Source organism: Kitasatospora sp. NPDC059577 (assembly GCF_042735475.1).
In the GTDB taxonomy this organism is placed as follows: domain Bacteria; phylum Actinomycetota; class Actinomycetes; order Streptomycetales; family Streptomycetaceae; genus Kitasatospora.
This window is the reverse complement of record NZ_JBHWBZ010000001.1, coordinates 245,997-271,540: the sequence shown is the minus strand read 5'-3', so window position 1 is coordinate 271,540 and position 25,544 is coordinate 245,997. Positions and strand designations below refer to the sequence as shown.

Annotated in this window: 22 protein-coding genes; 17 read left to right on the top strand and 5 right to left on the bottom strand. The window is 74.3% G+C overall.

The window, feature by feature from the left end:
- Positions 1–145 precede the first annotated feature (145 nt).
- From ACFV0O_RS01300 to ACFV0O_RS01290, 3 genes are all read left to right on the top strand, one after another.
- Positions 146–1,354 carry a hypothetical protein gene (locus ACFV0O_RS01300; RefSeq protein ID WP_380334637.1) on the top strand — a complete coding sequence of 403 codons (1,209 nt, stop codon included), beginning with the start codon at positions 146–148 and terminating at the stop codon, positions 1,352–1,354.
- Positions 1,355–1,674: 320 nt separating this feature from the next.
- Positions 1,675–2,229: a hypothetical protein gene (locus ACFV0O_RS01295; RefSeq protein ID WP_380334635.1), complete on the top strand. Its 555-nt coding sequence runs from the start codon at positions 1,675–1,677 to the stop codon at positions 2,227–2,229.
- A 346-nt stretch (positions 2,230–2,575) separates the two neighbouring features.
- A complete protein-coding gene (locus ACFV0O_RS01290; protein WP_380334632.1) occupies positions 2,576–3,412 on the top strand; it encodes a hypothetical protein in 837 nt (278 codons plus the stop codon).
- An 83-nt stretch (positions 3,413–3,495) separates the two neighbouring features.
- Here ACFV0O_RS01290 and ACFV0O_RS01285 read toward each other — a convergent pair whose 3' ends face one another.
- Positions 3,496–4,290: a hypothetical protein gene (locus ACFV0O_RS01285; protein ID WP_380334630.1), complete on the bottom strand. Its 795-nt coding sequence runs from the start codon at positions 4,288–4,290 to the stop codon at positions 3,496–3,498.
- Positions 4,291–4,492: 202 nt separating this feature from the next.
- Here ACFV0O_RS01285 and ACFV0O_RS01280 point away from each other — a divergent pair, with 202 nt between their 5' ends.
- The 8 genes from ACFV0O_RS01280 to ACFV0O_RS01245 all read left to right on the top strand — a co-directional run bounded on the left by ACFV0O_RS01280 (position 4,493) and on the right by ACFV0O_RS01245 (position 14,707).
- Positions 4,493–5,506 (top strand): 3-oxoacyl-ACP synthase III family protein, encoded by a 1,014-nt coding sequence (locus ACFV0O_RS01280; RefSeq protein WP_380334627.1) that lies wholly within the window; start codon positions 4,493–4,495, stop codon positions 5,504–5,506.
- Positions 5,503–6,246 (top strand): glycosyltransferase, encoded by a 744-nt coding sequence (locus ACFV0O_RS01275; RefSeq protein ID WP_380334625.1) that lies wholly within the window; start codon positions 5,503–5,505, stop codon positions 6,244–6,246. Before ACFV0O_RS01280 ends, ACFV0O_RS01275 begins: the two co-directional genes overlap by 4 nt.
- 84 nt (positions 6,247–6,330) lie before the next feature.
- Positions 6,331–7,965, top strand: a complete 1,635-nt coding sequence (locus ACFV0O_RS01270) for an AMP-binding protein (RefSeq protein ID WP_380334622.1) — start codon at positions 6,331–6,333, stop codon at positions 7,963–7,965.
- Positions 7,962–9,167 carry a cytochrome P450 gene (locus ACFV0O_RS01265; RefSeq protein WP_380334618.1) on the top strand — a complete coding sequence of 402 codons (1,206 nt, stop codon included), beginning with the start codon at positions 7,962–7,964 and terminating at the stop codon, positions 9,165–9,167. Before ACFV0O_RS01270 ends, ACFV0O_RS01265 begins: the two co-directional genes overlap by 4 nt.
- Entirely contained in the window at positions 9,167–10,105 is a 939-nt protein-coding gene (locus ACFV0O_RS01260; RefSeq protein WP_380334615.1) for an NAD-dependent epimerase/dehydratase family protein, read from the top strand. Before ACFV0O_RS01265 ends, ACFV0O_RS01260 begins: the two co-directional genes overlap by 1 nt.
- Before the next feature lie 340 nt (positions 10,106–10,445).
- Complete coding sequence (gene fabV / locus ACFV0O_RS01255; protein WP_380334612.1) at positions 10,446–11,660, top strand: enoyl-[acyl-carrier-protein] reductase FabV; 1,215 nt, start codon at positions 10,446–10,448, stop codon at positions 11,658–11,660.
- A gap of 305 nt (positions 11,661–11,965) precedes the next feature.
- Positions 11,966–12,859, top strand: a complete 894-nt coding sequence (locus ACFV0O_RS01250; RefSeq protein ID WP_380334609.1) for an NAD(P)H-binding protein — start codon at positions 11,966–11,968, stop codon at positions 12,857–12,859.
- 315 nt (positions 12,860–13,174) lie between these two features.
- Positions 13,175–14,707: a hypothetical protein gene (locus ACFV0O_RS01245; RefSeq protein WP_380334606.1), complete on the top strand. Its 1,533-nt coding sequence runs from the start codon at positions 13,175–13,177 to the stop codon at positions 14,705–14,707.
- Here ACFV0O_RS01245 and ACFV0O_RS01240 read toward each other — a convergent pair.
- Both ACFV0O_RS01240 and ACFV0O_RS01235 read right to left on the bottom strand, forming a co-directional pair.
- On the bottom strand, positions 14,617–15,309 hold the full coding sequence (locus ACFV0O_RS01240) for a 2'-5' RNA ligase family protein (protein WP_380334604.1): 693 nt from the start codon (positions 15,307–15,309) through the stop codon (positions 14,617–14,619). The two genes, ACFV0O_RS01245 and ACFV0O_RS01240, sit on opposite strands and share 91 nt — an antisense overlap.
- Positions 15,306–17,372 carry an ABC transporter ATP-binding protein gene (locus tag ACFV0O_RS01235; protein WP_380334601.1) on the bottom strand — a complete coding sequence of 689 codons (2,067 nt, stop codon included), beginning with the start codon at positions 17,370–17,372 and terminating at the stop codon, positions 15,306–15,308. The genes ACFV0O_RS01240 and ACFV0O_RS01235 overlap by 4 nt, the downstream gene beginning before the upstream one ends.
- Positions 17,373–17,748: 376 nt before the next feature.
- Between ACFV0O_RS01235 and ACFV0O_RS01230 the strand changes: the two genes are divergently transcribed.
- A complete protein-coding gene (locus ACFV0O_RS01230) occupies positions 17,749–18,441 on the top strand; it encodes an alpha/beta fold hydrolase (RefSeq protein ID WP_380334598.1) in 693 nt (230 codons plus the stop codon).
- A gap of 165 nt (positions 18,442–18,606) precedes the next feature.
- Here ACFV0O_RS01230 and ACFV0O_RS01225 read toward each other — a convergent pair whose 3' ends face one another.
- Positions 18,607–19,428 carry a hypothetical protein gene (locus ACFV0O_RS01225; protein WP_380334597.1) on the bottom strand — a complete coding sequence of 274 codons (822 nt, stop codon included), beginning with the start codon at positions 19,426–19,428 and terminating at the stop codon, positions 18,607–18,609.
- A 325-nt stretch (positions 19,429–19,753) separates the two neighbouring features.
- Between ACFV0O_RS01225 and ACFV0O_RS01220 the strand changes: the two genes are divergently transcribed.
- Positions 19,754–20,095, top strand: coding sequence for a DUF5713 family protein (locus ACFV0O_RS01220; protein ID WP_380334594.1), 342 nt, complete (start codon positions 19,754–19,756; stop codon positions 20,093–20,095).
- Positions 20,096–20,194: 99 nt separating this feature from the next.
- Here ACFV0O_RS01220 and ACFV0O_RS01215 read toward each other — a convergent pair whose 3' ends face one another.
- Positions 20,195–20,581, bottom strand: coding sequence for a hypothetical protein (locus ACFV0O_RS01215; RefSeq protein WP_380334591.1), 387 nt, complete (start codon positions 20,579–20,581; stop codon positions 20,195–20,197).
- 55 nt (positions 20,582–20,636) lie between these two features.
- Between ACFV0O_RS01215 and ACFV0O_RS01210 the strand changes: the two genes are divergently transcribed.
- From ACFV0O_RS01210 to ACFV0O_RS01195, 4 genes are all read left to right on the top strand, one after another.
- A complete protein-coding gene (locus tag ACFV0O_RS01210; RefSeq protein ID WP_380334588.1) occupies positions 20,637–21,233 on the top strand; it encodes a hypothetical protein in 597 nt (198 codons plus the stop codon).
- A gap of 158 nt (positions 21,234–21,391) precedes the next feature.
- Positions 21,392–22,357: a molybdopterin-dependent oxidoreductase gene (locus ACFV0O_RS01205; RefSeq protein ID WP_380334585.1), complete on the top strand. Its 966-nt coding sequence runs from the start codon at positions 21,392–21,394 to the stop codon at positions 22,355–22,357.
- 189 nt (positions 22,358–22,546) lie between these two features.
- Entirely contained in the window at positions 22,547–24,106 is a 1,560-nt protein-coding gene (locus tag ACFV0O_RS01200) for a purple acid phosphatase family protein (RefSeq protein ID WP_380334582.1), read from the top strand.
- A 182-nt stretch (positions 24,107–24,288) separates the two neighbouring features.
- Positions 24,289–25,434, top strand: coding sequence for a lactonase family protein (locus ACFV0O_RS01195; RefSeq protein WP_380334579.1), 1,146 nt, complete (start codon positions 24,289–24,291; stop codon positions 25,432–25,434).
- Positions 25,435–25,544 lie beyond the last annotated feature (110 nt).

Sequence of the window (25,544 nt, the reverse complement as noted above, 5' to 3'; positions counted from 1 at the left end):
CGGTCGCTCCGGCGTCGCGGTGGGCCCGCCCGGTCCCGTCCGCAGGCCACGGGTGAACTCGAAGCCGGGCCGCCCTCCCGGGACGCCGGCATCAGCCGGTGTCCCAGCCCTGGGTTCGGGCGGAGGACGGGCGTACCCTGCCGCGGTGAACGAACTTCGTTTCAGGGGTGGGGACCTCAAAGCCGATCGGCGCCGGGCGGCCTGGACCCTGGTCGTGATCGCCTTCCAGACCGCGGTGGCCGTGCTGCGGATCGGGCCGGTCGGCGCGCTGTCGGTCATCGCTGTGGTCGCCGTGCTGTTCGCCGCGTTCCTGGCCGTGCAGCGGCGCAGCTGGACCGCGGTCGGGGAGGACGGCATCCGGATCCATCGGGGCTTCGGGCGGGTGCGCAGCTACCCGTGGCGGGAGATCCGCCGGGTTGCGGAGCGCCGGCAGCACGGCCCGAACGGGGAAGCCGTCAGCGTTCGGATCACCCTGGTGAGCGGTCGCCGGCGGACCCTGCCCGGTATCAGCTCGAACCCCGTCTTCCCCGACCCTCACTTCGCGTTGAAGCTCGCCCAGGTCCTGGCTCGGTGGGAGCAGCACACCGGCGGGTCTTCCGGGATCGGCGACGAGAGCCGCGAGCGCCTGTCGCGGCGGCTTCGCGGCGTCCTGCCGGGCGTCCTCGCCCTGGTCGCGGCGGTCCTGACCATGCTGTTCACGGTCCGGCTGCTCGACGACGTGGACGCGGCCCGGCGCTACGACTCGGCGCCGTCCTGCACGGTCGTGCCGCCCGTCGATCCGGGCGGGTGCCGGGCGGTGGAGCCGCACCGGACCGTCCGGATCGTCCCGGACGCGGACGGCGGCTCGGGCGCCGAGCTGACGGTGCGCAGGAAGTCGGACGACGAGCAGCGGACACTCCGCTTCGCCGCGCTGCCGGCCCACCTCTGGGGGCTGCAGTACGGCGACCCGGTCCAGGTGACCACCGGGCTCGACGGACGCACCGCCACCGAGGTGAGCGTCGACGGCGTCTCCGCCCCGACCGTCGACCACCCGGACGGCCGGGTCGTCGAGGGCACGGCGGAGCTGGTCTGGGCCCTCGCCTCGGCCGTGCTGTTCACCGCGTGGTGCGTCGCCACCCGCCGCGCCCCCCGCGGTCGCTATCCGTGGTGGGCCCCGCTCGCCCTGCCCGGTCCGTTCATGGCCATGGCGATCGCCGAGAGCACGGGGTCCTCCGACGTGCCGCTCACCCCGTGGTCGTACTGGCCCGCGGCCGTAGCGCTGCTCCTCGGCGTGGGCCTCGGCTACGCCGTCATCGGGTCGGTCCGCGCGGCCCGCCGCCACCGGGAGCCAGCACCGCGGAACGCCACGCCCTGACCCCGTGGCGGGATCCTCGCTGCCGCCGGGGGGGAACGCGCATCACGGCCGTGACCGACAGCGGGGAGCGCAGCCTGGCCGTGACGGGACCGCCGGGGCGTGGCAGGTGTCGAAGGAGGTGTCGGCTCCGATGACGACTCCGACACGTTCGTGTTCCACCGGGCGGCGCCCGCCGTCGCGGGCTGGGCACCGGGGGAGGTGATCCGATGCACAGTCGGCCCGGCCGGCCCGCCGCTCGGCTGACCGATCGCCAGTTCGACCGGGTGCGGGCCGGTCCGGGCTAGGCTCTCGGCTGATCACAGTCATCGCGAGAGGCAGACATGGGCCAGAAGATCATCCGGTTCTCGGACCTGACCGGCAAGCACGTGGAGGACGACGGCGACCTGGTGCGCATCGTGGTGCGCCAGCACCCCGAGCTGGAGGACGGCCCGGTCGAGATCGAGGCGCTGGCGGATGAGCTCGGCGCGGTGGAGGAGCTGGCGCTCGACCTGGTGACGGTCGAGCTGCACTACCCGGACGCCGAGGAGCCGGAGACGGTCGTCCTGGAGGCCGAGGCGTTCAACCGGCTGGCGTCGGCGGCCCCGATGGCCGAGGTGCTGCGCGGCGCCAAGCGGGTGGCCCGGACCGTCCCGGTGCAGGCGGCTCCCGCCGGCGTCAGGGAGCGGGTCAACTACGCCAGCCTGGAGCACGCCGGAAAGCCGCACAAGGGCCGCACCACCGACGCCGAGAAGCAGCTCGTCCGGCAGCACCTGGACGAGGTCAACGAGCGGCTGGCCGCCGCCGGCGTCCGGACGATCGACCTGGGCAACGCCGACCACGTGGCCCGGTACGGCCTGGAGGAGCTGGCCCGGGAGCGCGGCGTGACGCTGGGCTGACCCGTGGGGGCGACGGGCTCCGCCGCCACCGGCTCGCGGCCCGGGAGGGCTGCCGAAGGCGGCGGGGGCCGTACGTCCGTGTCCGGCCCCCGGTGACGACCCTCCCGCGTCGCCCGTCCTCACCCCGCGTGCGCTGCGCCTCCGCGGCGACACCCGAAGGACCACACCCGGCGGGTTGCCGGGCCCGATCGGACCCGGCGCGGGAGGATCACTCCGGCGACGACCCGCCACCGCTACGCCGGAGGGCCCCACGACACGGATCAGCCGCGAGACCATCCTGAGGGCGGCGACCTTCTGGCTCCGCCCGGCCTTCGCGCTGCGCGTGGTCAGCCGGTTCCAGCGGCTCGTGGGTTTCGACCGCTCGATGGCCCTGGCCTCCTCCGCGCTGACGGCCCTGGTGCCGCTGGCCATCCTCCTCAGTTCGGTCGTGGTCCGGCTGGGCGGCAAGGACATCGCCCAGCGCGTCATCGACCGCTACGGCCTCACCGGGGACGGCGCCGACGCCGTCCGCCACATCCTCGCCTCGTCGAGCGGGTGGACCACGGCGGGGCTCTTCGGGATCGCCTTCCTCCTCGTCTCGGTGCTGAGCTTCGCGCGGGCCGCCCAGCGGCTCTTCGAACAGGGCTGGGAACTCCAGCCGTTGAGTGTCCGCAACACGGTGAACGGCCTGAAGTGGATCGCCCTGCTGGCCGTGTACACCGCCCTGAGCAGTTGGGTGCACGCCCTTCTCGGCCGCCGACCGCTGGAACTGACAGCGGCCGTCGTGGAGGCGCCGCTGACCGCCGCCTTCCTCATCTGGGGCGGCCGGTTCCTGTCCGCAGGCCGGATCCCCCGGCTCGACCTCGTACCGTTCGGGGTCATCGGGGCGACCGCGCTGGGCGGTTACTCGGTGGCCATGAGCGTGTACCTGCCCCACCTCTTCAACTCCTACACGGACCGCTACGGCGCGATCGGCGCGGTCTTCGCCATGCTCTCCGCCCTGTTCGGCGCCATGCTCGCGACCGTGGGCTCGGCAGCCCTCGGCCGGGAGGTGCAGAACGAGCTGGACCGGATCGGCCGCGGCGAACGCCCGCCGGACAACGAGGTCCGCCAGCAGTGGGACACGGTCATCCGCCAGGCACGGTCACGCTGGCAGACGACCCGCGGCCGGACCGTCCTCGACCACCTGACGAGGAGACACTGAACCCCCAGGCGGCCGGCAACGGCTACGACAACGGCACGGCACGGCACGGCACGGCACGGCAACGACGGCCGCGCCGGCCGGCGTCACGAGCTGAGGTGCTCGTACAGCCTCGCCAACGGTTCGGTGCGGAGCGGTTCCCGGTGCGAGAGGCAGTTGCGGGCGTCGAGCAGGACGGCGAGGCGGGCGCTCTGCGGGAGGGTGAGCCTGACGTGCCCGTCCCGCCTGGCTCGGGCCAGCATGTTGAGTTCCATTCCGCGCAGCAGTTCGGCGGTGGCGCGCAGCACGGCCGCCAGTCCGCTCGCGGTCTCGCGCAATTCGGCCGCGGAGAGTGAGAGTTCCGCAGCGGTGGCGGGCTGGTTCTTCACCTGATCGTGACTCTCTGACTCGGAGGTCGGGCAGGAAGGATCGGACGGTTCCGGTGATGTGCCGCCGCAGGAGCACCGCACCGGTACGCCCGGCGCGTCGGCGCAGGCGGCGAGTTCGGGCAGCTGTTCCCCGTGCGGTCCCAGGACCGAGGGGTCCAGATCGGCCAGGGCGTGGAGATAGGCCCGCGCCAGAAGGGGTTCGAGGTCGGTCAGCATCTGCCGCAGCTGTTCCGGCCCTGGGGAGAGCGCGTCCTGTTCCTGGCAGTCGTGACCGTGGGCGAGCAGATGGGCCGCGTAGCCGCCGGCCTGGCGGGTGATCAGTCGCAGCCCGGCGAGCGGCAGGGTCGCGAGGTGGGTCCGCGCGGCGCGCAGCTCGCGCCGGCGCCACCCGCTGCCCGGGGCTCTTCCCTGCGTCCGGATACCAGCGGCGACGGGGAGGTTCGTCGGGATCTGCAGGAGTCGGCCGAGCTGGTCGTCGTCCAACCCGGCGAGCCAGCCGCGCAGCTCGCTCACAACTGGGGGCGTGGCCACGGAGTCTGCCAGACCTCGCCACCGGTGCGCACGAAAACCAAGGCAAGGGCGGTGAAACGGAGTTCCGCACCGGAGCAGGACCGCACCGGTCCGCCGGCCCCGGACCGAACCGGGTAGCCGGTCGGGCCGGGATGAGTACCCGTACTCAGGCTCGCCGGCCCGTGAGCGCCGGAGCATGGGAAGCATGCATCCAGCAGCGATACCGAGGATCGGCATCACCGCCGTCGGCTCCCATCTGCCCGCCCGCCGGCTCGGCTCCCGGCAGCTCCAGGACGAGGTCTGCGCGGGCGGCCGGCTCGCCCTGCCGGACGGGTTGTTCGAGAAGGCGACCGGCATCCGCACCCGGCACTTCGCCGCCGACGACGAGTTCGCCTCCACCCTCGCCGTCGGCGCCGCGCGGCGGGCCCTCGCCGCGCGCGGGCTGCACCCGCGGGACGTGGACCTGCTGCTGTTCGCCTCCGCCACCCGGGACGTCTGCGAACCGGCCACCGCCCACATCGTGCAGACCGAACTCGGCACACACGCCCACGCGTTGGACGTCAGCAACGCCTGCAACAGCTTCCTCAACGGGATCGACCTGGCCCGGGCGATGATCCTGGCCGGACGGGCCCGGCGGGCCCTGGTCGTCACCGGCGAGACCCCGAGCCGGGCGATGCGCCGCACTCCGGTCTCCGCGAAGGAGGTCCGGGAGGGCTTCGCCGGCTACACCTTCGGCGACGCCGGGGCGGCCGTCGTCGTCGAAGCCGTGGAGCGCGGCGGCATCCTGGAGGTCGAGACCGCCACCGCCTCGCAGCACTGGGAGGCCGGTGGCATTCCCGGCGGCGGCTCCCGGCACCCGCGCGGTGACGAACACAGCTACTTCCGGGGCGGCGGCAAGGAGTTGCGCGGCATCTTCGAGGAGATCGGCCCCGCCGTCCTGGCCCGGCTCGCCGACCGTACCGGCCTCGACTGGGACGACTACGCCCGCGTCCTGGTCCACCAGGTGACGGTCCCGTACCTGGAGGGCTTCGTCGAACTGACCGGGGTACCGGCGGAGAAGCTGGTGGTCACCGTGCCGGAGCTCGGCAACGTCGCCAGTGCCACGCTTGGCGTGCAACTCGACCGGATTCATGGAACGTTGACGCCCGGTGAGAAGGTCCTGCTGATCGGTCTCGGTGGCGGCGTCAGCCTGATGGCCATGGTCTGGGAGGCGTCGTGAGGACCGACCTGTGGGTGGTGGTCCCCGCCTACCAGGAGGAGGCCCGGATCGGGGGCGTGCTGCACGCCCTCGCCGCCCAGCGCGACCGGGACTTCACCCTGCTCGTCGTCGACAACGGCTCCACCGACGGCACCACCGCCGCCGTCCGGGACTTCGCCGCCCGCGCGCCGTTCCCGGTCGAGGTGCTGGTCGAACCGGAGAAGGGCGTCGGCTCCGCGGTGGACACCGCGTTCCGCCACGCCATCGCCCGCGGCGCCACCCTGCTCGCCCGCACCGACGCGGACTGCCTGCCCGAACCCGGCTGGACGGCCGCCGCCCGGGCCGCCATGGTCGCCTCGGGCGGGCTGGTCTGCGGCCGGGTCACCGCCCGCCGCGACGAGCACGGGCCGGCCGGGCGCGCGGTGTTCCTGGTGCTGGTCGCGCTCGGCGCCTTCTTCGGCCGGGTCCGGCCCGCGCACCGCCGCCGGCACGGCTACCTGACGCCGTACCGGATGCACGCGGGCAACAACATGGCGATCACCGCCGAGCTGTACCAGGCCGTCGGCGGCATGCCCCGCCGGCCCTCCCCCACCGACCGGGCCTTCCTCAACAAGGTCCGCCTGCACACCACGGCGGTGGTGCGCAGCCGCGACATGGTGGTGCAGAACTCCACCCGGCGGATCCGCGCGTACGGCGTACTGGGCACGGCGCGCTGGTACCTGGAACGCGGCGCCGGCCCGCGCCCCGTCGACGTCCGCTGAGGCCTCCGGCCCCCGCTCCGCCGTTCCTCTGTTCCTCCGTTCCGGTGGCCCTACCGCTCCCGAGCCCCGAAAGCAGCCCCTGCCGTGCTCGAACGCCTCGCCCACGCCCTGCGCACCGTCCACCCCGACCGGCCCGCCGTCCTGCGTCACACCCGCACCGGCGCCGTCCGCCCGGTGATCCGCCGCGGCGAACTCGCCGACCTCGCCGACGGCTACGGCGCCGCCCTGCACGCCCGCGGCCTCGGCCCCGGAGCGACCGTCGGCGTCGCGGTCCGCCCCGGACCGCGCGCGCTGGCGGTGATGCTCGCCGCGCACCGGCTGGGCCTGCGCATCGCCGTCCTCGACCCCACCGCCGGGCCGGACGTGCTCGCCGCCCGGCTCGCCCTGGCCCACCCCGACCTCGTCCTCGCCGACGCCGCCGCCCAGGCCGTGGCCGGCTGGGCCGGGCCCCTCGCCCGCCGCGCCGACCTCGCACTGCCCCGCCTCGCCGCGCTCGGACCGGTCGCCACCCTGGGCCGCCGCCTGCCTGGCTGCGCCCCGCGGCTACGCCCGGCCGGTGCCGCCCCGCCCGCCGCTTTCGGGGCCGGCGACGGCCTCGACGGCGGTATCCGCGACGGCATCGGCAGCGGCAGCGGAATCGCCGGCGGATTCGACGGCATCGACGGCATCGACGGCGACGACGCGGTGATCGTCTTCACCTCCGGCACCACCGCCCGTCCGCGCGCCGTCGTGCACACCCGCGACGGCCTGGCCGCCGGGCTGCGCACCGTCGCCGACCTGGTCGCCCCACGCCCCGGGACGGTCGTCCTCGGCGGCACCTTTTTCGTCCTCGTCCCGGCACTCGCCGCGGGCGCCGCCGTCGCCCTGCCCGCCCGTCGGCCCGCCGCACTCGGCCGCCAGCTCGCCCGGCTCGCCCCCAGCCACACCTATCTCACCCCGCCGCAGCTGCGCGCCGCGCTCGCCGCCGGGGCCCGCTTCACCGGCCGGGTCTGGACGGGCTCCGCCCCCGCCGACGCCGGTCTGCTGCGGCGCGTCAAGCAGTCCGGTGCCGAACAGGCCTGGAGCGTGTACGCGTTGACCGAGCTGTTCCCGGCCGCCGCGGTCGAGGAGGCGGACAAGAGTGCCTACGACGGGGACGGCGACCTGGTCGGCGCTCCCCTGCCCGGCGTCCGCGCCCGTCTCGCCGACGACGGCTCCGGCAAGCGCTCGGGCGGCGGCGGCGACGACGACAGCACCGGCGACGGTACGGGCACCGGCTCGGGCGACGGCACCGGCGAACTGCTGCTCACCGGACCGGGCGTCCGCCACCGCTACCTCGGCGAGGAGCCCGACCCCTGGGTACGCACCGGCGACCGCGCCGGCCTCACCCCGGACGGGCGCATCGTCCTCGCCGGCCGGCTCAAGGACATGGTGCTGCGGCGCGCCGAGAACATCTACCCCGGCCTGTACGAACCGGCACTGCACCTGCCGGGCGTCGAACTCGCCGTCCTGGTCGGGGTTCCGGCCGGCGACGGTGACGAACGACTGGTCGCCCTGGTCCAGCCCGCCCCGGGTACGGATCCGCGACGGCTGCGCGCCGCCCTGCGCGGCCCGCTCGACCGGATGGGCGCGGCGCGGCCCGACGCCGTCCTGTTCGGCGAGGTCCCGCTCGCGGGCCGCTCCCGCAAACCCGACCGGGCCGCGGCCGCCGCCCACTGCGCGAGGGAGCTGACACGATGAACCACCCGCCCGTACACCCGCCCGTGCCCTCGCCCGTCCGCCCACCCGTCCCACCGGCCGCCCGAACGGGCCTCGCCGGCGGGCCGGTTCGGCCCGACGTCGCGTCCCTCGCCGCCCGTTCCCGCCGGGCCCGCCGCCGCGACCGCCGGGTCTACACCCACAGCCACCCGCTGCTCTTCGCCCTGCTCGCCGCCACCCGCCGCCGCCCCGTGGTCCGGCTCGGCCGCACCCTGCTGGTGCACGGCACCGCGGCCTACCACGAGGCGCTCACCCGGGTGCCGCTGGACCGCACCGCATCCGGCACCACCGGCGGCGCGGCCGCCGAACTCACCGCCGGCGACGTGCTGTTCGACCAGGACGGCGCCGAACACCGCACCGCCCGCCGAGCCCTTTCCGCCAGTCTGAACACCGCCGCGCTGCAGCGGATCCGCCCCCACTGGCAGGCCGTCCTCACCGAACGGATCCCGGAGCGAGCCGACGGCGACCTCGACCTCGGCATCGACCTCGACATCGAACTCGTCGCGCTGGCGAGGGAGCTGGCCGGTGTCACCGCCGCCGCCCTGACCGGCGCGACGGGCTGCCCGCACCGGCTCGCGCACGCGGCTGCCGAGGCCGCCGCCCACGCCGCCCGTGACCACCTCCCCGGCCTCCGCCGCCGCGGGCAAGGCGCGGCCGCCGCCGCGGCCCGGCTCACCGCCCTGCTGCCCGGGCCGTGCGACGCCATGGTCGCCGTCGCCGCCGTGAACACCACCGTGGCCGCCGTGCCCCGGGCCGTCGCCTGGTGCGCCGACGCCGGACTCTGGCCCGCCGTCAACGAGACGACCGCACCCCGTCTGGCCGCCGAACTCCTGCGCCTGACCGCACCGTCCCCGCTGCTGCCCCGCGTCGCCGCCGCCGACACCACCCTCGCCGGGCACCCCGTACGGGCCGGCAACCGGCTGATCCTGGTCGCCCGGCACGCCGCCCGGGCCCACCGCCGGCCCCCGGCCGGCGATCCCACCGCCGTCAGCCGGGACGCCACCCAGGCCGTCTTCGGCGCCGGACCGCACGCCTGTCCCGGTGCCGGCCTCGCCCGCACCCAACTCGCCGATGTGCTGCTCGCGTTGGCGCCCCTCCAGCCGGTCGTCACCCGCGCCCGGGTCGACCGCCGCTCCGCCCTGCCCGGCTACGCCGAGCTCACCCTCCGACCCGGAAGGCCCTGATGCGCCTCGCGATCACCGGCGCCACCGGCTTCTGCGGCGCCCACCTCGCCCGCACCGCAGCCGCCCTCGGCCTGGACGTCACCTGCCACGGCCGCCGCCCCGGCCCGGTCGGCCGCCACCGCCCCTGGGACGCCACCGCCGGCGACCCCGACCTCACGGACGCCGACCTCGTCGTCCACTGCGCCGCCGCCGTCGCCGACCTGCCCCCGGGCCACCCCGCCGAAGCCCACCAGCACACCGTCAACGTCACCGGCACCGAACGCGTCCTGCGCGCCGCCGCAGGCCGTCCCCTCGTCCACGTCAGCAGCGCCAGCGTCTACGACCCGCGCACCCCCGCCCGCACCAGCGGACCCGACGCCGCCCGCACCACCCGGCCGGGCAGCACCACCCGCCCCCTCACCGAGGACCACCCCACCACCGCCGGCCACCTCAACGGCTACGGCCGCACCAAAGCCGCCGCCGAACGGCTCGCCCTCACGGCCGGCGCCGTCGTCCTGCGCCCCCGCGCCGTCTACGGCCCCGGCGACCCGCACCTCCTCCCCCAACTGCTCGCCCGCGTCAGGTACGGCCTGCTGCCGCTGCCCGGCCGTGACATCCCGCTCAGCCTCACCGCCGTCGCCAACCTCACCGACGCCTGCCTGGCCGCCCTCGGCCTCACCGGCACCCCGCCCTGGCCACCCGGCGCCTACAACATCGCCGACGCGACCCCGTACCGCCGCGACGCCGCCCTGCGCCACGTCCTCACCGCCCACCGCCTCCCCGCCCGCATCACCCACCTCCCCGCCGGCCTCGCCCGCCTCGCCGCCCGCACCGGCCGCGTCCCCGGCCTCACCCCGTACGCCGTCGACCTCCTCAGCCGCGGCGTCGTCCTCGACCTCACCCGCGCCCGCACCCAGGGCTGGCACCCCACCCACGGCCTCACCGACTACCGCCCCTGACGTACGGTCAACACCCGGGCGGTGGACCGCGGTCGCCTTCCCGGTCCGCCGGCGCGTGCTCCCGCTGCACGGCCGCTTCCGTCTCCGTGGTGGTTCGCATCCGGCGCCGGCCCCACCGCCCACCCGCCCGTGCGGTGACCGCCGCCCGCACCCGGGCCGGTGCCGGCACCCGAGCCCGGGCCGGCCACGCCCGCGATGTGGCAACACTCCAAGATCGGCTCGTGATCATTGTCCCGGGCAGGGCTCCTGCCCGCGTTCCGTGCGGTCCCAGACTTGCACCGGTGCGGCGGCCCGGGCGGTCGCCGCGATCCTGTTCCGGCCCGACCGAAGGACTGCCGTCGTGAGCGAGCGCGTTCTCACCCCCCGCAACCGGGGATTCCTCTTCCTCGACTCCCACCCCGCGGGCTGCCGGCAGCTGGTGGCCGACATGTGGCAGAGCTGCCCGGCGCCCGACCACGTGCCGTCAGGTGCCGGGCCGGTGGCGCTGATCGTCGGTTCCTCCGCGGGATACGGCCTGGCGGCCACCCTCGCCGGGCTCAAGCGCGCCGGCATCCGCGGGATCGCGGTGTCCTTCGAGAAGGCCGCCACCGACCGGCGCACCGCCACGGCCGGCTGGTACCGCACGGCGGCCACCGCCGACCTCGCCCGCACCGCCGGGCGGGACCTGGTCTTCCTCAACGGCGACGCGTTCTCCGACGCGATGAAGGACCGGGTCGCCGACCTCATCGAGCAACGATTCGGCGGCAGGCTGGACTTCCTGATCCACTCGGTGGCCGCACCCCGCCGCACCGACCCCGACAGCGGCGCCACGTACGCCTCCGTCCTGAAGCCGATCGGCCGGGCCGACCGCACCAAGACGCTCGTCTTCGACGAGCAGGGCGTCCCCGAGGTCCGCGAGGTCGAGACCGAAGCGGCCGGGGGCGACGACGTCGAACAGACCGTGGCCGTGATGGGCGGCGCGGACTGGGAACGCTGGATCGACCACCTCGCCGGCCGGGGCCTCCTGGCCGAGGGCTTCACCACCGCCGCGCTGTCGTACATCGGCTCGCCGTTGACGGCGGCGATCTACCGGCAGGGCACCATCGGCGCGGCCAAGGCCCACCTGGAGGCCACCGCCCGCACCCTTGACGAGCGGCTCCGCAGGACAGTGGGCGGGCGCGCCGTCACCTCCGTCAACGGCGCCGCCGTCACCCAGTCCTCCACCGCCATCCCGGGCATCGCCCTGTACACCGGCCTGTTGCGCGGTGTCCTCGGCGACGGCCTGGTCCCGCCGATCCACCAACTCGCGGCTCTCTGGGACCAGTTCACCGGTGCCGCCCCGCTCACCCCGGACGACGAGGGCCGGATCCGCCTGGACACCTGGGAACTCGCCGACGACGTCCAGGCGGCCGTCGCCGAACGCTGGGAGGCCGCCACCACCGACACCATCGCGGGCCTCGCCGACCTCGACTGGTTCCGCGCCCACGTCCGGCGCCTGTACGGGTTCTCCGTGCCGGGCGTCGACTACGGCGCGGCGGTGACCGTCGACGTCCCCTGGCCCGGCCAGGCGTCCTGACCCGGCCGGGGGTCCTGATCGGCCAGGCGGCCTGCCCCGGCCGGGTGTCCATCGGTCACGCGGCCTGCCCCGGCCGGTTGTCCTGATCGGTCACGCGTCCTGCCCCGGCCGGGCGTCCCGGCCCGGCCGGCGGGGCGCCGGGAGCGATCGCGGGATTCTGCGCCGACGGCGCCCGATCCGGGCCTCCCACCAGCACTTTTCCGTTTCCGTCAATGATTCCGTGCCGAAGTTCCCGTTGTCGCGCCGCAGTGGTCCTCAGCAGGATGAGGGACGTACCGCACCGGCACGACCTACGAGGTTCTTTCATGATCGTCATCACTGCTCCCACCGGGAACATCGGCCGTCACCTGCTCCCCCGGCTCCTGGAGTCCGCCCCCGCCGCCGGCGAGGACCTGCGCGTGATCGTGCGCGATCCCGCGCGGCTTCCGGACGCGGCGCGCAGCCGCGTCGAGGTGGTCACCGGCTCGCACGGGGACGCCGCGGTCCTCGACCGGGCCTTCGAGGGTGCGGACGCCGTCTTCTGGCTCGTCCCCCCGGACGCCTCCCTCCCCCCTCGGGACGGCTTCAGCGGCTTCACCCGACCCGCCGTCAAGGCGTTCGCCGCCCACGGCGTCCGCCACGTCGTCGGCGTGTCCGCGCTCGGCCGCGGCACCCCGCTCGCCGACCGGGCCGGCCTCGTCACCGCCTCCCTCGCCATGGACGACCTCATCGCCGGCTCCGGCGTCTCCTACCGCGCCCTGGCCAACCCGTCCTTCTTCGAGAACCTCCTGGAGGAGGCCGACTCGATCCGCGAACACGGCGTCTTCACCGACACCGTCGACCCGGACCGCAAGGTCCCCCTCGTCGCCGTCGCCGACATCGCGGCCGCCGCCGAAGCCCTGCTGCTGGACCGCTCGTGGACCGGCACCGGCAGCGTCCCCGTCCTCGGGCCGCAGGACCTGTCCCCCCGCGACCTGGCCCGCATCATGACCGAACAGCTCGGCCGCCCCGTCCGCTACGAACGCCAGCCGCTCGACGAGATGCACACCGCCCTCGTCGGCTACGGCCTCGACGAGGAGTTCGTCCGGGCCGTCGTCGACATGAAGCGGGCCAAGGACGAGGGCCTCGACGCCGGCGTCACCCGCACCCCGGCCACCTCCTCCCCCACCACCTTCGAGCAGTGGTGCACCCGGGTGCTCAAGCCCGCGGTCCTCGCCTGAGGTCCGGCACGGAAGCCGGCCCCGCCCGCCCCGAGACGCCCGCCCCGAGACGACCGGCGGCGGGCTCCCGCGGCCCCCCGGCACCGCGGCGGAGGCGCGGGTGCGCACGGGGCAGGACTGACTAGAATCACAGTGAGGGGTGCGTACGGGGGCGCAGGCCGGGATTCCACCGGCCGACATGACGCCGGCCCACGTCCACCGGCCCACGTCCACCGACGGACTTCCACCAACGGACGTTCCACCGAACGCTTCTGACGGCCGGGACGGTCTTCTGCGAGGGCCGCACCCGCGCTCCGCCCGGACCGAGGAGCCCCCATGTCCCATGCCTCGCAGAAACCCGAACCGCCACGGGCGCCCCTCGCCGCAGCCCGCGCCCACACCGCTGAGCTGCTGCGACTTCCCAACGTGACCGGCGTGGGCGTCGCCTACAAGGTCGTGGCCGGTCGCCGGACCGAGACCGTCGGCGTGACCGTCAATGTGTCGCGGAAGGAACCGCCGACGCACCTCTCCCGACTGCAGCGCGTTCCCGGTGAACTGACCGTCAACGGCGAGACCGTTCGCACCGACGTCGTCGAGACGGCCATGCCCCGGTTCTGCGCGGGGCCCGTGGACTTCGCCGAGTACCGCCCCGTCCCGGGCGGTTGCATGATCGAGAGCATGGTCCCGATGCTGGGCACGGTCGCCGGAGTGTTCTACGACCGCCAGTGGCCCTATGACGCGGTGCTCCTCACCAACAACCACGTACTCTGCGACCCGGACCGGCTCTTCGAGCTGCCGCCCGACACCCGCGTGCTCCAGCCGTGGGCCGGAGGCGTCTTCCCGGCCGAGTTCATCGGCCGGAGCAGGCGGATCGTGCCGTTCTACCGCGCGCCGCTGGGGTCCGAGAACGCCTTCGAATGCACGGTGGATGCCGGGATCGTCGCTCTCGATCCCCCAGTGCGACCGCAGTTCTCCGTCCTGGAGATCCCCGGGAAGCACCCCTTCGTCGTCCTCCCGCCGTCCCTCGGGGAGCGGGTCCTCCGTCGCGGGATCACCACCCGCCTCCAGAGCGGGACGGTCGAGGCGATCGGTGTCACCCAACAGATGCAGTCGGCTACCGGCAAGATCGTCCTGCTGGGGGTGGGCAACACCCTGTTCCAGATCCGCTCGGACCCCGGAGACCCGGCAGCGCAGGAGGGCGACAGCGGCTCGATCGTGCTGGACTCCACGGCCACCCGCGGACTCGTCGGTGCCACCGACTTCGCCCTCGGCGGACGCACCTGGGCCTACGACATGCTCACCGTCATGGCCGTGCTCGACATCGACACGGCCTGCAAGGGCAGCAAGAGGGACCTGATCCGCCGGATGGCGCTGACCCATCCGGAGACGACGGCCTCGCTGAAGTCGTTCGTCGACATGCACACGGAGAAGTTCGAGCGCTTCAGTGCCGAGTACCTGACACCACGACGTGAAGGAAGGCTCGCCGGCGCGCTCGGGACCCTGCTGGAAGGAGCGTCAGGGCAGGCGATCGCCGAAGCGCAGCTCACCGACGAGGACTTCGCCGGTCTGCTGACCCGCACGATCGGGCCCTGGCTCGTCCGGCCCACGGCCTTCGACATGCTGGAGTACCGGCTGCCGGACGACTTCGCGCCGAGCCTCCGCGCGGCATTCACGCGCCTGAGTGACCTCCGGCCGGAAGCGGTCGACACCCACTGGTGGGACGACGCCTTCCGTGACGTCGGTGGGCGGTCCATGCGCGAGGTGCTCGATCGACGGGTTCAGGCACCCGCCGCACCCGCCACCGACCGCGTCGGCCCGTACGCCTGGTCGTCGAGCGGGACGGTGGCGAGCGTGTCCCAGCAGATCTGACGGCCCGGCAGGCCCGTGCCGGCCACCGGGACGCGCCGCCAGTACACCTCGTTGACGATGATCCGGCTCACCGTGAACGGGGCGTGCCCGGGCCGGACCCGGTGGATGGCCTGGGCCAGTTCGTCGGTGTCGGTGTCGGCGGCCGCGTAGGCGGCGGTGGCGTGGAGCACGCCGAGCGGGTAGGCCGTGGAGTCGGGGCCGAAGACCCGGTGGACGGCGCCGCGGACGCGGTGCTGGAGGGCGGCGAGTTCGCCGTCGGGGTGGAGGTCGAGGCGGACGCCGGTGCGGTAGGCGATCGGGGAGCCGGCCTGGAGGCGGAGCGGCCCGGTCCCGGCCACGGCGGCGCGCAGGTGGTCGGCGAGGTCGCGGTGCTGGGCTTCGGTGACGGTGTCGGCGGGGCCGGAGGTGACCATGTCGAGGGTGATGTGCGTGCGGTCGTCGGGCACCGGAAGCACGGGGAAACCGGCCAGGGCCTTGCGCAGGTCGGCGAGCAGGGTGTGCAGGGGCGAACCGGGCGGCAGGTCGGGCAGGGCGTACACCTGGAGGGCGCGCAGTCCGTCCGGCCAGGGCTGCTGCCCGTAGGTGGGGCGGAAGGGCCTCACGTCGTCTCCCGGGGGTCGGGTCCGGTGGTGCTCTGGCGGGGCAGCCGGTCGCCGATGCCGTACTGGGCGGCCTGGAGGCGGTAGGCCTCGCGGTAGGCGGTGGGTCCGGCCATCAGTTCGGCGTGGGTGCCCTCTTCGATCAGGCGGCCGTGGTCGAGGACGTAGATGCGGTCGGCGCGGGCGGTGGCGGCGAGCCGGTGGGTGATGAGGACGATGCTGACGCCGAGTTCGGTGAGGCCGCGGATCTTCTCGAAGGCCTCGATCTCGGCCTTGGCGTCCAGGGCGCTGGTCGGCTCGTCGACGACGACCAGGTGCGGCAGGCGCCCGTCCGGCCCGGGCGTGGTGACGCGGTGGCGCAGCCGGGCGAGGGCGACGCGCTGCCACTGTCCGCCGGAGATGCCGACGCCACCTTCGAAGCCCTTGGACAGCAGGGTGTCCCAGCCGCGGTCGAGGTCGGCGAGGACGGGGGCGAGGTCGGCGTAGCCGGCGGCGGCGTCGAGTCGTTCCTGGGTGCCGGGTGCGTCGGGGCGGCCGAGGAGGAGGTTGGCGCGCAGGGTGAAGCTCCACCGCTGGAAGTTCTGGGCGAGCAGGGCGATTCCGGCGAACAGCTGGGCGCGGTCCGCGGTGGCGGTGTCGGCGTCGTCCCACCGGATGCGGCCCCGGTGCGGCCGGTAGACGCCGCACAGGAGGTGGGCGAGCGTGGACTTGCCGGAGCCGTTCTCGCCGACGAGCGCGACGACCTGGCCGCGGCGGATGGTGAGGCTGACCCGGTCGAGGGCGGGGGTGTCGCGGCCCGGGTAGCTGAAGGTCACGTCCTCGACCCGGATCTCGGCCGGTCGCGCGGGCAGCGGTGCGCCGCCGTCGGGGATCGCCCGGCGGTGTCCCTCGCGGCGCAACCGGTCCAGGTCCGCGACGAACAGGGACTCCTCATACAGGCTGTTGATCTGGGCGACCAGGCCGCCGATCGACGAGGATCCGGTGCGGATGGCGACCACGGCCGTGCCAGCCACCGCCAGCGGCATCGAACCGGTACCGACGAGCCACCCCAGCACCGCGAACGCCCCCGTGGTGGCGAGACCGGACAGCGCGGCGGTCAGCAGGTCGGTGCGCGCCTTCGCCCCGGCCAGCCGGGCCTGCTCGCGCTCGGCGGTGCGGGCCAGCTGCTCGTAGTGCCGCAGCAGGAACGGTCCGCACGCGTGGACCCGGACCTCGGCCGCCGACCACGGGCGGATCAGCATGTCCGCGAGGAGCCCGCTCGCCCGGTTGTGCTGGAGCATCGCCTGCGTGGACAGGTAGCGGCGGCGGGCGGTGCGGACCGCGCCCCAGCCGCGCGGGGCGGTGATGAGCAGCAGCATCGGCAGCAGCGCCGGGTGGAGGACGGAGAGCACCCCGGCGGCGGAGACCAGCGCGAACGTCGCGGTGAGGACGGCGGTGGCCTGTCCGATGATGTGCTGGATCGACCCGGCGCCCCAGCGGGCGGAGTCGACCTCGGCCAGGAACTCCGGGTCCTCGATCGCCTCCAGCTCGGAACGCGAGACGACGTCCAGGAAGTCCACCGTGGCCCGGCGGAACACCGCCGGTTCCAGCCGCCCCGAGGCCAGGCCGGACACGGCGGCCAGCACGGCCGACAGCGCGGAGACCGCCCCGACCGCGACGACCGCCGGGACGGCGGCGTGCAGGACGGTCCGCACGTCACCGGGCGCCAGCAGCCGCCCGAGGGCCTGGTTGGTGGCGATCAGCACCACCGCGGCGGCGACACCGCGCAACACCTCGGCCCCCACCAGCGTCACCAGCGCGGTACGGTCGGCCGCCCACGCCATCCGCCCGGCCAGCCCCAGGAACCGGGGCATCTGCCGGGCGACCGTCCCGAACGTCACCCTGGCACCGACGAACTCGTGCTTGGCCCAGCCGTAGTCGTAGCGCAGCGGCCCGCCGAACAGCAGCTGCTCGCTCTCGGACACCCCGGCGCCGCCCTTCGTCGCGCCCGTGGCGGAGGTGCTCGCGGTCGTCGTGTCCGTGGTCGTCGTGTTCGCGCCGGTGCTGTTCGAACCGGTCGAGGTCATGGCACTCCTGCCGTCGGGGTGCGGGTGTGGGCAGCGAACCGGGGTACGGGTACGGGGTGTCGGTACGGGTACGGGGTGTTCGCCGGCCGGCACAGGCCGGGACCGGCGGGACACCGGAATGCCCAGTGTCCGCGCTGCGCCCACCCGTTGGGCGGTAATCCGTCCGGTTCAGCCGACAGGGCGACCCGGCACCCCACTCCGGTTGACCCGGCCCACCCCCGCGTGCGGGCCCCTCGGAGCACCGGACCGTCCCCAACAGGCGTTCGACGGACCTTCGTTGGGGTGAGCATTCGGCGCTGCCCGGCGGTTCGGGGGCCGACCGGTCGGTAGGCTCGGGTGGGGCGCAGCAGTGATCCGTTCCGAACGGGAGTGATCCGTGGCGACGTACGTTCTGATCCATGGCGCGGCTGCCGACGCCTGGTACTGGGGGCCGCTGGCGGGCGGGCTGCGCGAGCGGGGTCACGAGGTGGTCGCGCCGGAACTGCCGTGCGACGACGATGCGGCCGGGCTCTCCGAGTACGCGGACGCGGTGGTCGCGGCGGTCGGCGGCCGGGCGGGCGGGCTCGTGGTCGTCGCGCACTCGTTCGGCGGCTTCACGGGCCCGCTGGTGTGCGACCGGCTGCCGGTGGACCTGTTGGTGCTGCTCCAGGCGCAGGTGCCGGCGCCCGGGGAGTCGCCGGACGAGTGGTGGGAGAACACCGGCTACCGGGCGGACCGGCGGGAAGCCGACCGTGCCAGGGGTGTGGCGGAGGGCGCGGAGGAGGACGAGCGCGCCCTGTTCCTGCACGACACCCCGGCCGCACTGGCCGAGGAACTCCTCACGGAGCACCAGCGGCCACAGTCCGCCACCCCGTTCGGAACTCCGTGGCCGCTGGAGGCCTGGCCGGAGGTGCCGACCCGGTATCTGCTGGCCGCCGGCGACCGGTTCTTCCCGCCCGCGTTCGTGCGGCGGCAGGTCGAGGAGCGGCTCGGCTTCCGGCCGGACGAGATGCCGGGCGACCACCTCCCGATGCTCGGCCACCCGGAGGAGCTGGCCGAGCGTTTGGAGGCGTACCGGGCCGCGCTGTAGGCGAGGCGCGCTGTGTGGGAAGTCGACGGGTCCGACTTCCCACGCAGCGGCAACGGCAGCGGCGTTCAAGACGTGCCGGCTGGGGACACGCTCGGCATCGCGCCCCTCCGCAAGCGCGCGGGTGGGCACAGCGGCGGGCGCTGCCGGTGAGGCGGGCGCTGCCGGTCAGGTGGTCGCTGCCGGTGAGGCGGGCGCGTCGGACGGGTGCGGTCGCACCGACCGGGCGGCGTCGACGAACTCCGTGCGCAGGGAGGTGAAGCGCTCCATCAGCGGGTCGCGGACAAGGCCTCCGACCATCGCCGACCAGGAGCTCGGGCAGCGGTCCGCGAGGGCGAGCACCCGGGCGGCGTCCTCCTCCGACATCCGTCCGCTCTCCAGGAGACAGAACTCCAGCAGACCCCGCTCCTCGCGCCTCTTCTCGGCCTCCATGTCCGGCCATTCCACGAGGAAGCACCACGCGACCCAGGCCGAGCCGTGCTCGGGGTGGTCGCAGTCCTCGGCGTCGGAGTCGCACCAGCCGTCCTCCATCGCCGCCACGGCCGACCGCAGCACCGCACGGTCGAGGGCCAGCTTCTCCAGTCGCCGGCAGTGCTGCAGCAGGCCCGTGGCGCGGGAGATGAGGTCCGGGGACGCCAGCAGCTCCAGCGGTCCGAAGGCCGATTCCACGGCCGTGCCGTGGTCGGCGAGTTGCGCGCTCCGCCGGTCGTGGTCGACCTCGGACAGCCGTTGGACCGTCGCCACCAGTTCGTCGCTCGCGCGGAGGAAGCCGGACGACGCGTCCGCCAACGCGGTCTGCTGCCTGAGCTCCTGCTCGTTCTGCTTCTGGACGTGAACGGCCGCGAGGGCGGCGCTCGCCTGGCTGTGTCCCGCACTCAGGGTCGCGCCCGCCGCCCGGTCGCCGGAACGCCTGGTCCACCATGCCGCGAGGACGCTGATGGGGAGGGCCAGCACTGCGGGAAGGACGGCGCCGATGTCTGCCACGCTCATGCGCCGATCCTGTCGGGGCCGCTCCGCCGTGCCCGGGCAGTTGTCAGGAGCTGCGAGAAAGTGACGGACCGGGACCGTCCGAGTCCTGACGGCACCGGATTCGCGATCGCTTCGCCCGCGGAAGTGGACGGGTTCGGACGGGTCGGGGTGTGCGGGGCCGGACGGCCCCCGGCGGCCGGTCGTACGCCCCCCCCGAGCCGGGGGTGCCTCCTCCCGGTGCGCCGGCCGGGCGGCGGCGTCGGACGCGGGCACGACCCCGGTGTCAGTGGTGCCGTGCATGATCTGCGCATCGGGACATCCACTCATCCACGCAGGGGGAAGCACCGTGCCGATCACGAACCAGCGGGTGGCAGGGCACGCGTTCCTGCGGCCGATGTACGAGGACCCGTACTTCCCCGATCACGTCGTCGACCGGGGCAGGGCGGTCCTGCTGCGGCTGTGCGAGCGGATCGAGGCCGAGCAGCCGTCGGACCTCGGGGGCCTGTATGCGCTCACCCATGCCGCGACGGAGGAGTTCAACCGTCTGGAGGCGGAGTTCGAGGCCGCCGGGAGCGAGATCGAGACGGTGGCGCGTGAGTGGATCGGCGAGGAGTTCTGGTTCGTCGCGTCGGCCTACGGGTTCCCGGACGCGGACGCGGAGGAGCTGATCGCCGTCCGGGACTGGTGAAGCGGCAACCGGTCTCCCTCAGGACCGGCGCCCTTCAGGGCCGCGCCGGTCCGGTCCGGTCCCGGACCACCGACCGGGCCGATCGACCGACCGAGTTCCTCACAGGCACGTGAGGGCGTCCTTGAGGAGGCGCCAGACCTTCTGCCCGACGGTGGCGGTGGCGCGCCAGTGCTTCTCGGCCTCGACGTCGGCGCGTACGACGGCGAGTTCCTTGCCGCCCGTGGTGCGGACCATGTCGACGCGGTGCGTGACGCACGTCAGGGCGTTCAGGTGGTACTGGCCGATGCCGAGGTGGGCCGCGGCTTCCTCCTGGATCATCCAGGCTCCCCCCGCCGGCAGGTCCCACCCCGAACGCGGCAGCGCGGACACCGCCGACCGCCCGGCCACGCCGGTTCCGGTGCCGAGGCCGGTGCCGGTGCCGAGGCCGAGGCCGCAGACGGCGAAGATTCCGGGGGCCCCGTCGGGACGCTCCGAACGCCGTGGCATGCTGGCCGACCACGGGCGACCATGATCGCCGTCGCTGCGGGCGGAAAGGGCCACGATGCGCATCCCCTGGAGACGACGACCGGCCGGACGGACACGGCGGCTCCTCGACCTCGCGGGTGTCGGGGCCCGATCGGTCGACGCCGACGAGGACCTGGACGTCTGCCGGCAGGTCGCCTACCGGGTGGCCCGGCGGGACCACGGCGCGACCGCCGAGGTCCTGGCCGTCGTCGAGGAACTGCTGGCGGACGAGTCCGAGTACCGGTTCGTCGTCACGTTCCTGGAGAACCTCCAGAACCTCGTGTCGCACGGCCTCGACGTCTTCCGGTCCACCGAGGAGGTCCGCCCGCTGCTCGGACCCCGCAGCACGGTCTGCTGGGACGGCGTGAGCGGTTTCTGGGCCGCGGTGGCCGACTGGCGGGTCGGCACCGGCGTGCCGCTGATTCCCGCCGCACCGCTCCTGGACCTGGAGAACGAAGACCTGCGTGTCCTCCTGTGGACGACGAACAGGTCCCTCGCGACGGGCGGCAAGGTCGGACTCGCCGACGCCGTGCGCTACGAGAAGGCCACCGGGTCGTCCATCCCGGACTACAGCCACATCGCGGTCGCGCTGTGGGCCGCCGGGCAGGGCCCGGCCGACCTGACGCGCCCCTGACGCCGGGAGCGACCGAAGCGACCGAAGCGACTCAGGGCCGGACGTTGCCGAACGCGTGGCACGGTCGGGTGCGGGCACCTCGGCACGGCCGGGCTGTCAGTTGCTCCTTGTACAGTCGACCGCACGCAACAGCGCTCACGACACGGGGGACATGACCGATGATCAGGACCGATCCACCGACGCCCGACCTCTTCCTCACACCCGTCGACGAGGTCTTCGTCCGCAACCACCTCGGTCCGCATCCGCGGCTCGACACCGCGACCTGGTCGCTCACCGTCGAAGGCCTGGTGGAGCGTCCGCTGCGGCTGGACTTCCCGACGCTCCAGAGCCTGCCGCAGACCCGCTTCACCGCCGTGCACGAGTGCTTCGGCAATCCGCTGCACCCCACCGTGCCGACCCGTGCGGTCACCAACGTGGAGTGGGCCGGCGTCCCGCTCGCCGCCGTCCTGGAACTCGCCGGCCCGCTCCCGGAGGCCCGGCACGTCTGGCTGGAGGGCGCCGACACCGGCGACTTCGGCGGGGAGAGCGGCACGAGCTACCTCAAGGACCTGCCGCTCGACCTGGCGGGCGCCGAGGTCGTCCTCGCGCACGGCATGAACGGCGAGCCGCTGCGCCCCGACCACGGATACCCGGTGCGGGCGGTGGCGCCCCTGATGTTCGGCACCAACTCGGTCAAGTGGCTGAGCCGGATCGTGCTGGCCGCCGACCGCCCCGACCACCTCTTCACCACCCGCCTGTACACCCGTGTCCTGCCCGGCGAGAGCGAGTCCCGGCCGGTCCGTGAGAAGGACGTCAGCAGCAAGCTGCTCGCCCCGGGCGACGGAAGCTCCGTCCCGGCCGGCACCTGCGAACTGGCGGGCTACGCCTGGAGTTCGACCGAGGTGACGTCCGTCGAGGTCTCCGTGGACGACGCCGGCTGGCAGCCCGCCGCGCTGGACCGCCGCGGCCCGGACCCGGCCTGGCAGCGCTTCCGCCTGCCGTACGACCTGGCCCCGGGCCCGCACCGCATCCGCTGCCGGGCCACCGACTCCGCCGGACGCGTCCAGCCGCTCGCCGGGGACCGCAACGCCGTCCACGAGATCCGGGTCGTCGCCGAGGCGAGCACGCACCCGACCGGCCGGTAGCTCCCGGGCGGCCGGCGGGCGAGTGCGAGGTCGGGCGCGAGAAGGCCCGACCCGTACTCGTCGGGGCCGCCGCACGAATCGGCGTCCGGGACGGTGGCGGCGGCGTCACCCAACTGGCCGCCGGTGGAGCCGAATTCGGTGTCGCCCGCCCTCTTGTCAAAGGTTAGGGAAGTTTCCTAACTTGATGTCATGTCCGAGACACCACGGCACTCCCGACGCGACCTCCTGCGCGTCGGCGCGGCGGGCGGAGCGGCCTTCGCCGGCGGCCTCCTGCTGCCCGGCACCGCCCAGGCCGCCGCCCCGCGCCCCACCGCCCTCGACACCCCGCCCCTCCCCACGCCCCGGAGCGACCGGACCGCCGGGTCCGCGCTCCGGCCCTTCGGCCGTCACCTCGCCTTCGGAGCCGACCCGTCCCGCCAGGTCGTCGTCTCCTGGCAGGTGCCGGACGCGGTGACCGCCCCCTTCGTCCGGATCGGTCTCCGGCCCGGCGACTTCGGCGCCCCGGTCGCCGCCGAGGTCCGCACCCTGGTCAGCAAACTCGCCTGGCAGCACCCGGTCGAGGACCAGCCCCTGATCAAGCCCACCACCGTCACCCAGTACTACCTGCACGCCCAGGTGGACCAGCTGATCCCGGACACCACCTACTACTACGTCGTCGGCCACCAGGGCCTCGACCCCGCGGGCCAGGGCGGCCGGCTCGGCGACGTGGCGAGCTTCCGCACCGCGCCCGCCCCCGGACGCGGCGCCGGGTTCACCTTCACGGCCTTCGGCGACCAGGGCATCGGGTACAACGCCGCTGCCACCGGCAACCTGATCGCCGGCCTCGACCCCGCCTTCCACCTCCACATGGGCGACCTGTCGTACGCCAACAGCGGCGGCAGCGGCAAGACCGGCGACGCCTACGACGCCCGCCTGTGGGACTCCTTCTTCGTGCAGAACGACCCCGTCGCCGCGCGGACCCCGTGGATGGTGGCGGTCGGCAACCACGAGATGGAGCCGTGGTACGGGCCCGACGGCTACGGCGGCGTCCGCGCCCGGTTCACGATGCCCGACAACGCCTGGAGCCAGTCGACCGGCATCTACTCCTGGCGCTACCAGAACGTCGGCCTGATCAGCCTCGACGGCAACGACGTCTGCTTCAACACCCCCGCCAACCTCGACTACACCAAGGGCAAGCAGAAGAAGTGGCTGGACAGCCGGCTCGCCGCACTGCGGGCCGACCCCGGCATCGACTTCATCGTCGTCTACCTGCACCAGTGCACGTACTCCACCTGCCACGACAACGGGGCCGAACTCGGCGCGCAGCAGGACTGGGCCCCGCTGTTCGACAAGTACCAGGTGGACCTGGTGCTCAGCGGCCACAACCACGTCTACGAGCGGACCGACCCCATCCGCGCCGGCAAGGCCACCCGCAAGGTCGCCTCCGGGGACACCGTCGACCCGGTGAAGGACGGCACCACGTACGTCGTCGCGGGCGGCGGTGGCGGCGGGCTCTACACGTTCCCGGCCTCCGACACCTACCTCGGGCACGAGACCAGGAACGACGCCCCGGTGCCGATGGTCGTCTCCGACCGGAGCGGCCACGAGCAGACCGTCAAGGTCGGCTGGTCCAGGGTCCGTTACACCGGCTACTGCCTGGTGGCGGTCGACGTGACGCCCGCTTCCGGGGGCGCGCCCGCGCGGATGGACGTGCGGTCCGTCACCGAGGACGGCACGGCCGTGGACCGGGTCACCGTGCAACGCGGCTGACGCGGCCGACCCGGCCGACCCCCGGCCGACCCGGCCCGCACCGCGGCGGCGCCCAGGAGCAGTCCGACGGAGCGCCGCGCTTCCGGGAGTTATGACAAATCGTCACATACCGTGCGATCCGAAGCCGTGGCACGACCACGGGCCTTCGTCATGACCCCAGTTCCTCAAGGAAGCAGATCGCCGTGCAGAAGCTCACTCGTATCGCCGTCGCGACCGCGCTCGCCACCGCGGCCCTGGGCGCCCCCGCCGCATCCGCCGCGCAGCACGGGGGCGGCCAGGGCCGTCCCGACGGCGGCAACCACGCCGTCTTCGTCCAGAACGACAACCCGGCGGGCAACCAGGTCATCGCCTACCGGCGGGCGGACGACGGACGCCTGACCCCGGCCGCCACCTACGACACCCACGGCCTCGGCGGACAGCTGGACGGCTCCGTCGCCGACCACCTCGCCTCCCAGGGCTCCCTCACCTACGACCCCCGGCACGCCCTGCTGTACGCGGTGAACGCCGGAAGTGACACCGTCACCGTCTTCTCCGTGGACGGCGACCGTCTCACCCTGCGGCAGGTGGTCGACTCCGGCGGCCGCTTCCCGGTGAGCGTCGCCGTGCACGACGACGTCGTCTACGTGCTCAACGCCCTGGACGGCGGCTCGATCCAGGGCTACACCGTCCACGCCGGACGCCTCCGTGCGGAGTCCGACTGGAACCGCCGCCTGGGGCTCGACCCGAACGCCACGCCCCAGTTCACCAACACCCCCGGGCAGGTCGGCTTCACCGGGGAGGGCTCCCAGCTCGTCGTCACCACCAAGGCGAACGGCAGCAGCCTCCTGGTGTTCAACCTCGACCGCTCCGGCGCCCCCGCGGACGCGCCCGTGGTCACGAGCCTGCCCGGCGCCGTGCCGTTCGCCTTCGTGCCCGACGGCGCGCACGGGCTGTTCCTGGCCGAGGCCGGCACCAACGCCGTCGCGACCCTCGTCGTCCACCGCGACGGCTCGGCCTCCCAGGTGACGCAGGCGCCCACCGGCCAGTCGGCCACCTGCTGGATCGTCGGCGTGCGCGACCTGCTGTACGCCTCCAACGCGGGCAGCTCGACCCTCACCGGGTTGCGCACCGCCGACCGCGGCCGCCGACTCACCGTCCTGGGCAACACGCCCACCGACCCCGGCACCGTCGACGCCGCGGTCTCCTCCAACGGGCGCTTCCTCTACGCCCAGACCGGGGTCAACGGCATCGTCGACGAGTTCGCGATCAACGACGACGGCTCCCTCACCGCGCTGGGCTCCCAGACCGTCCCCGGCGGCGTCGGCGGCGAAGGCATCGTCGCCTTCTGACCCGGACCGTCACCGACGCTCCCGCCCCGGGGCCAGGGGCAAGGAAGCGCCCGCGCGGCGACCGTCCCCCCCGCCCCCCCCCCCCGGGCCGCCGCAAACCGCGCGGCGGC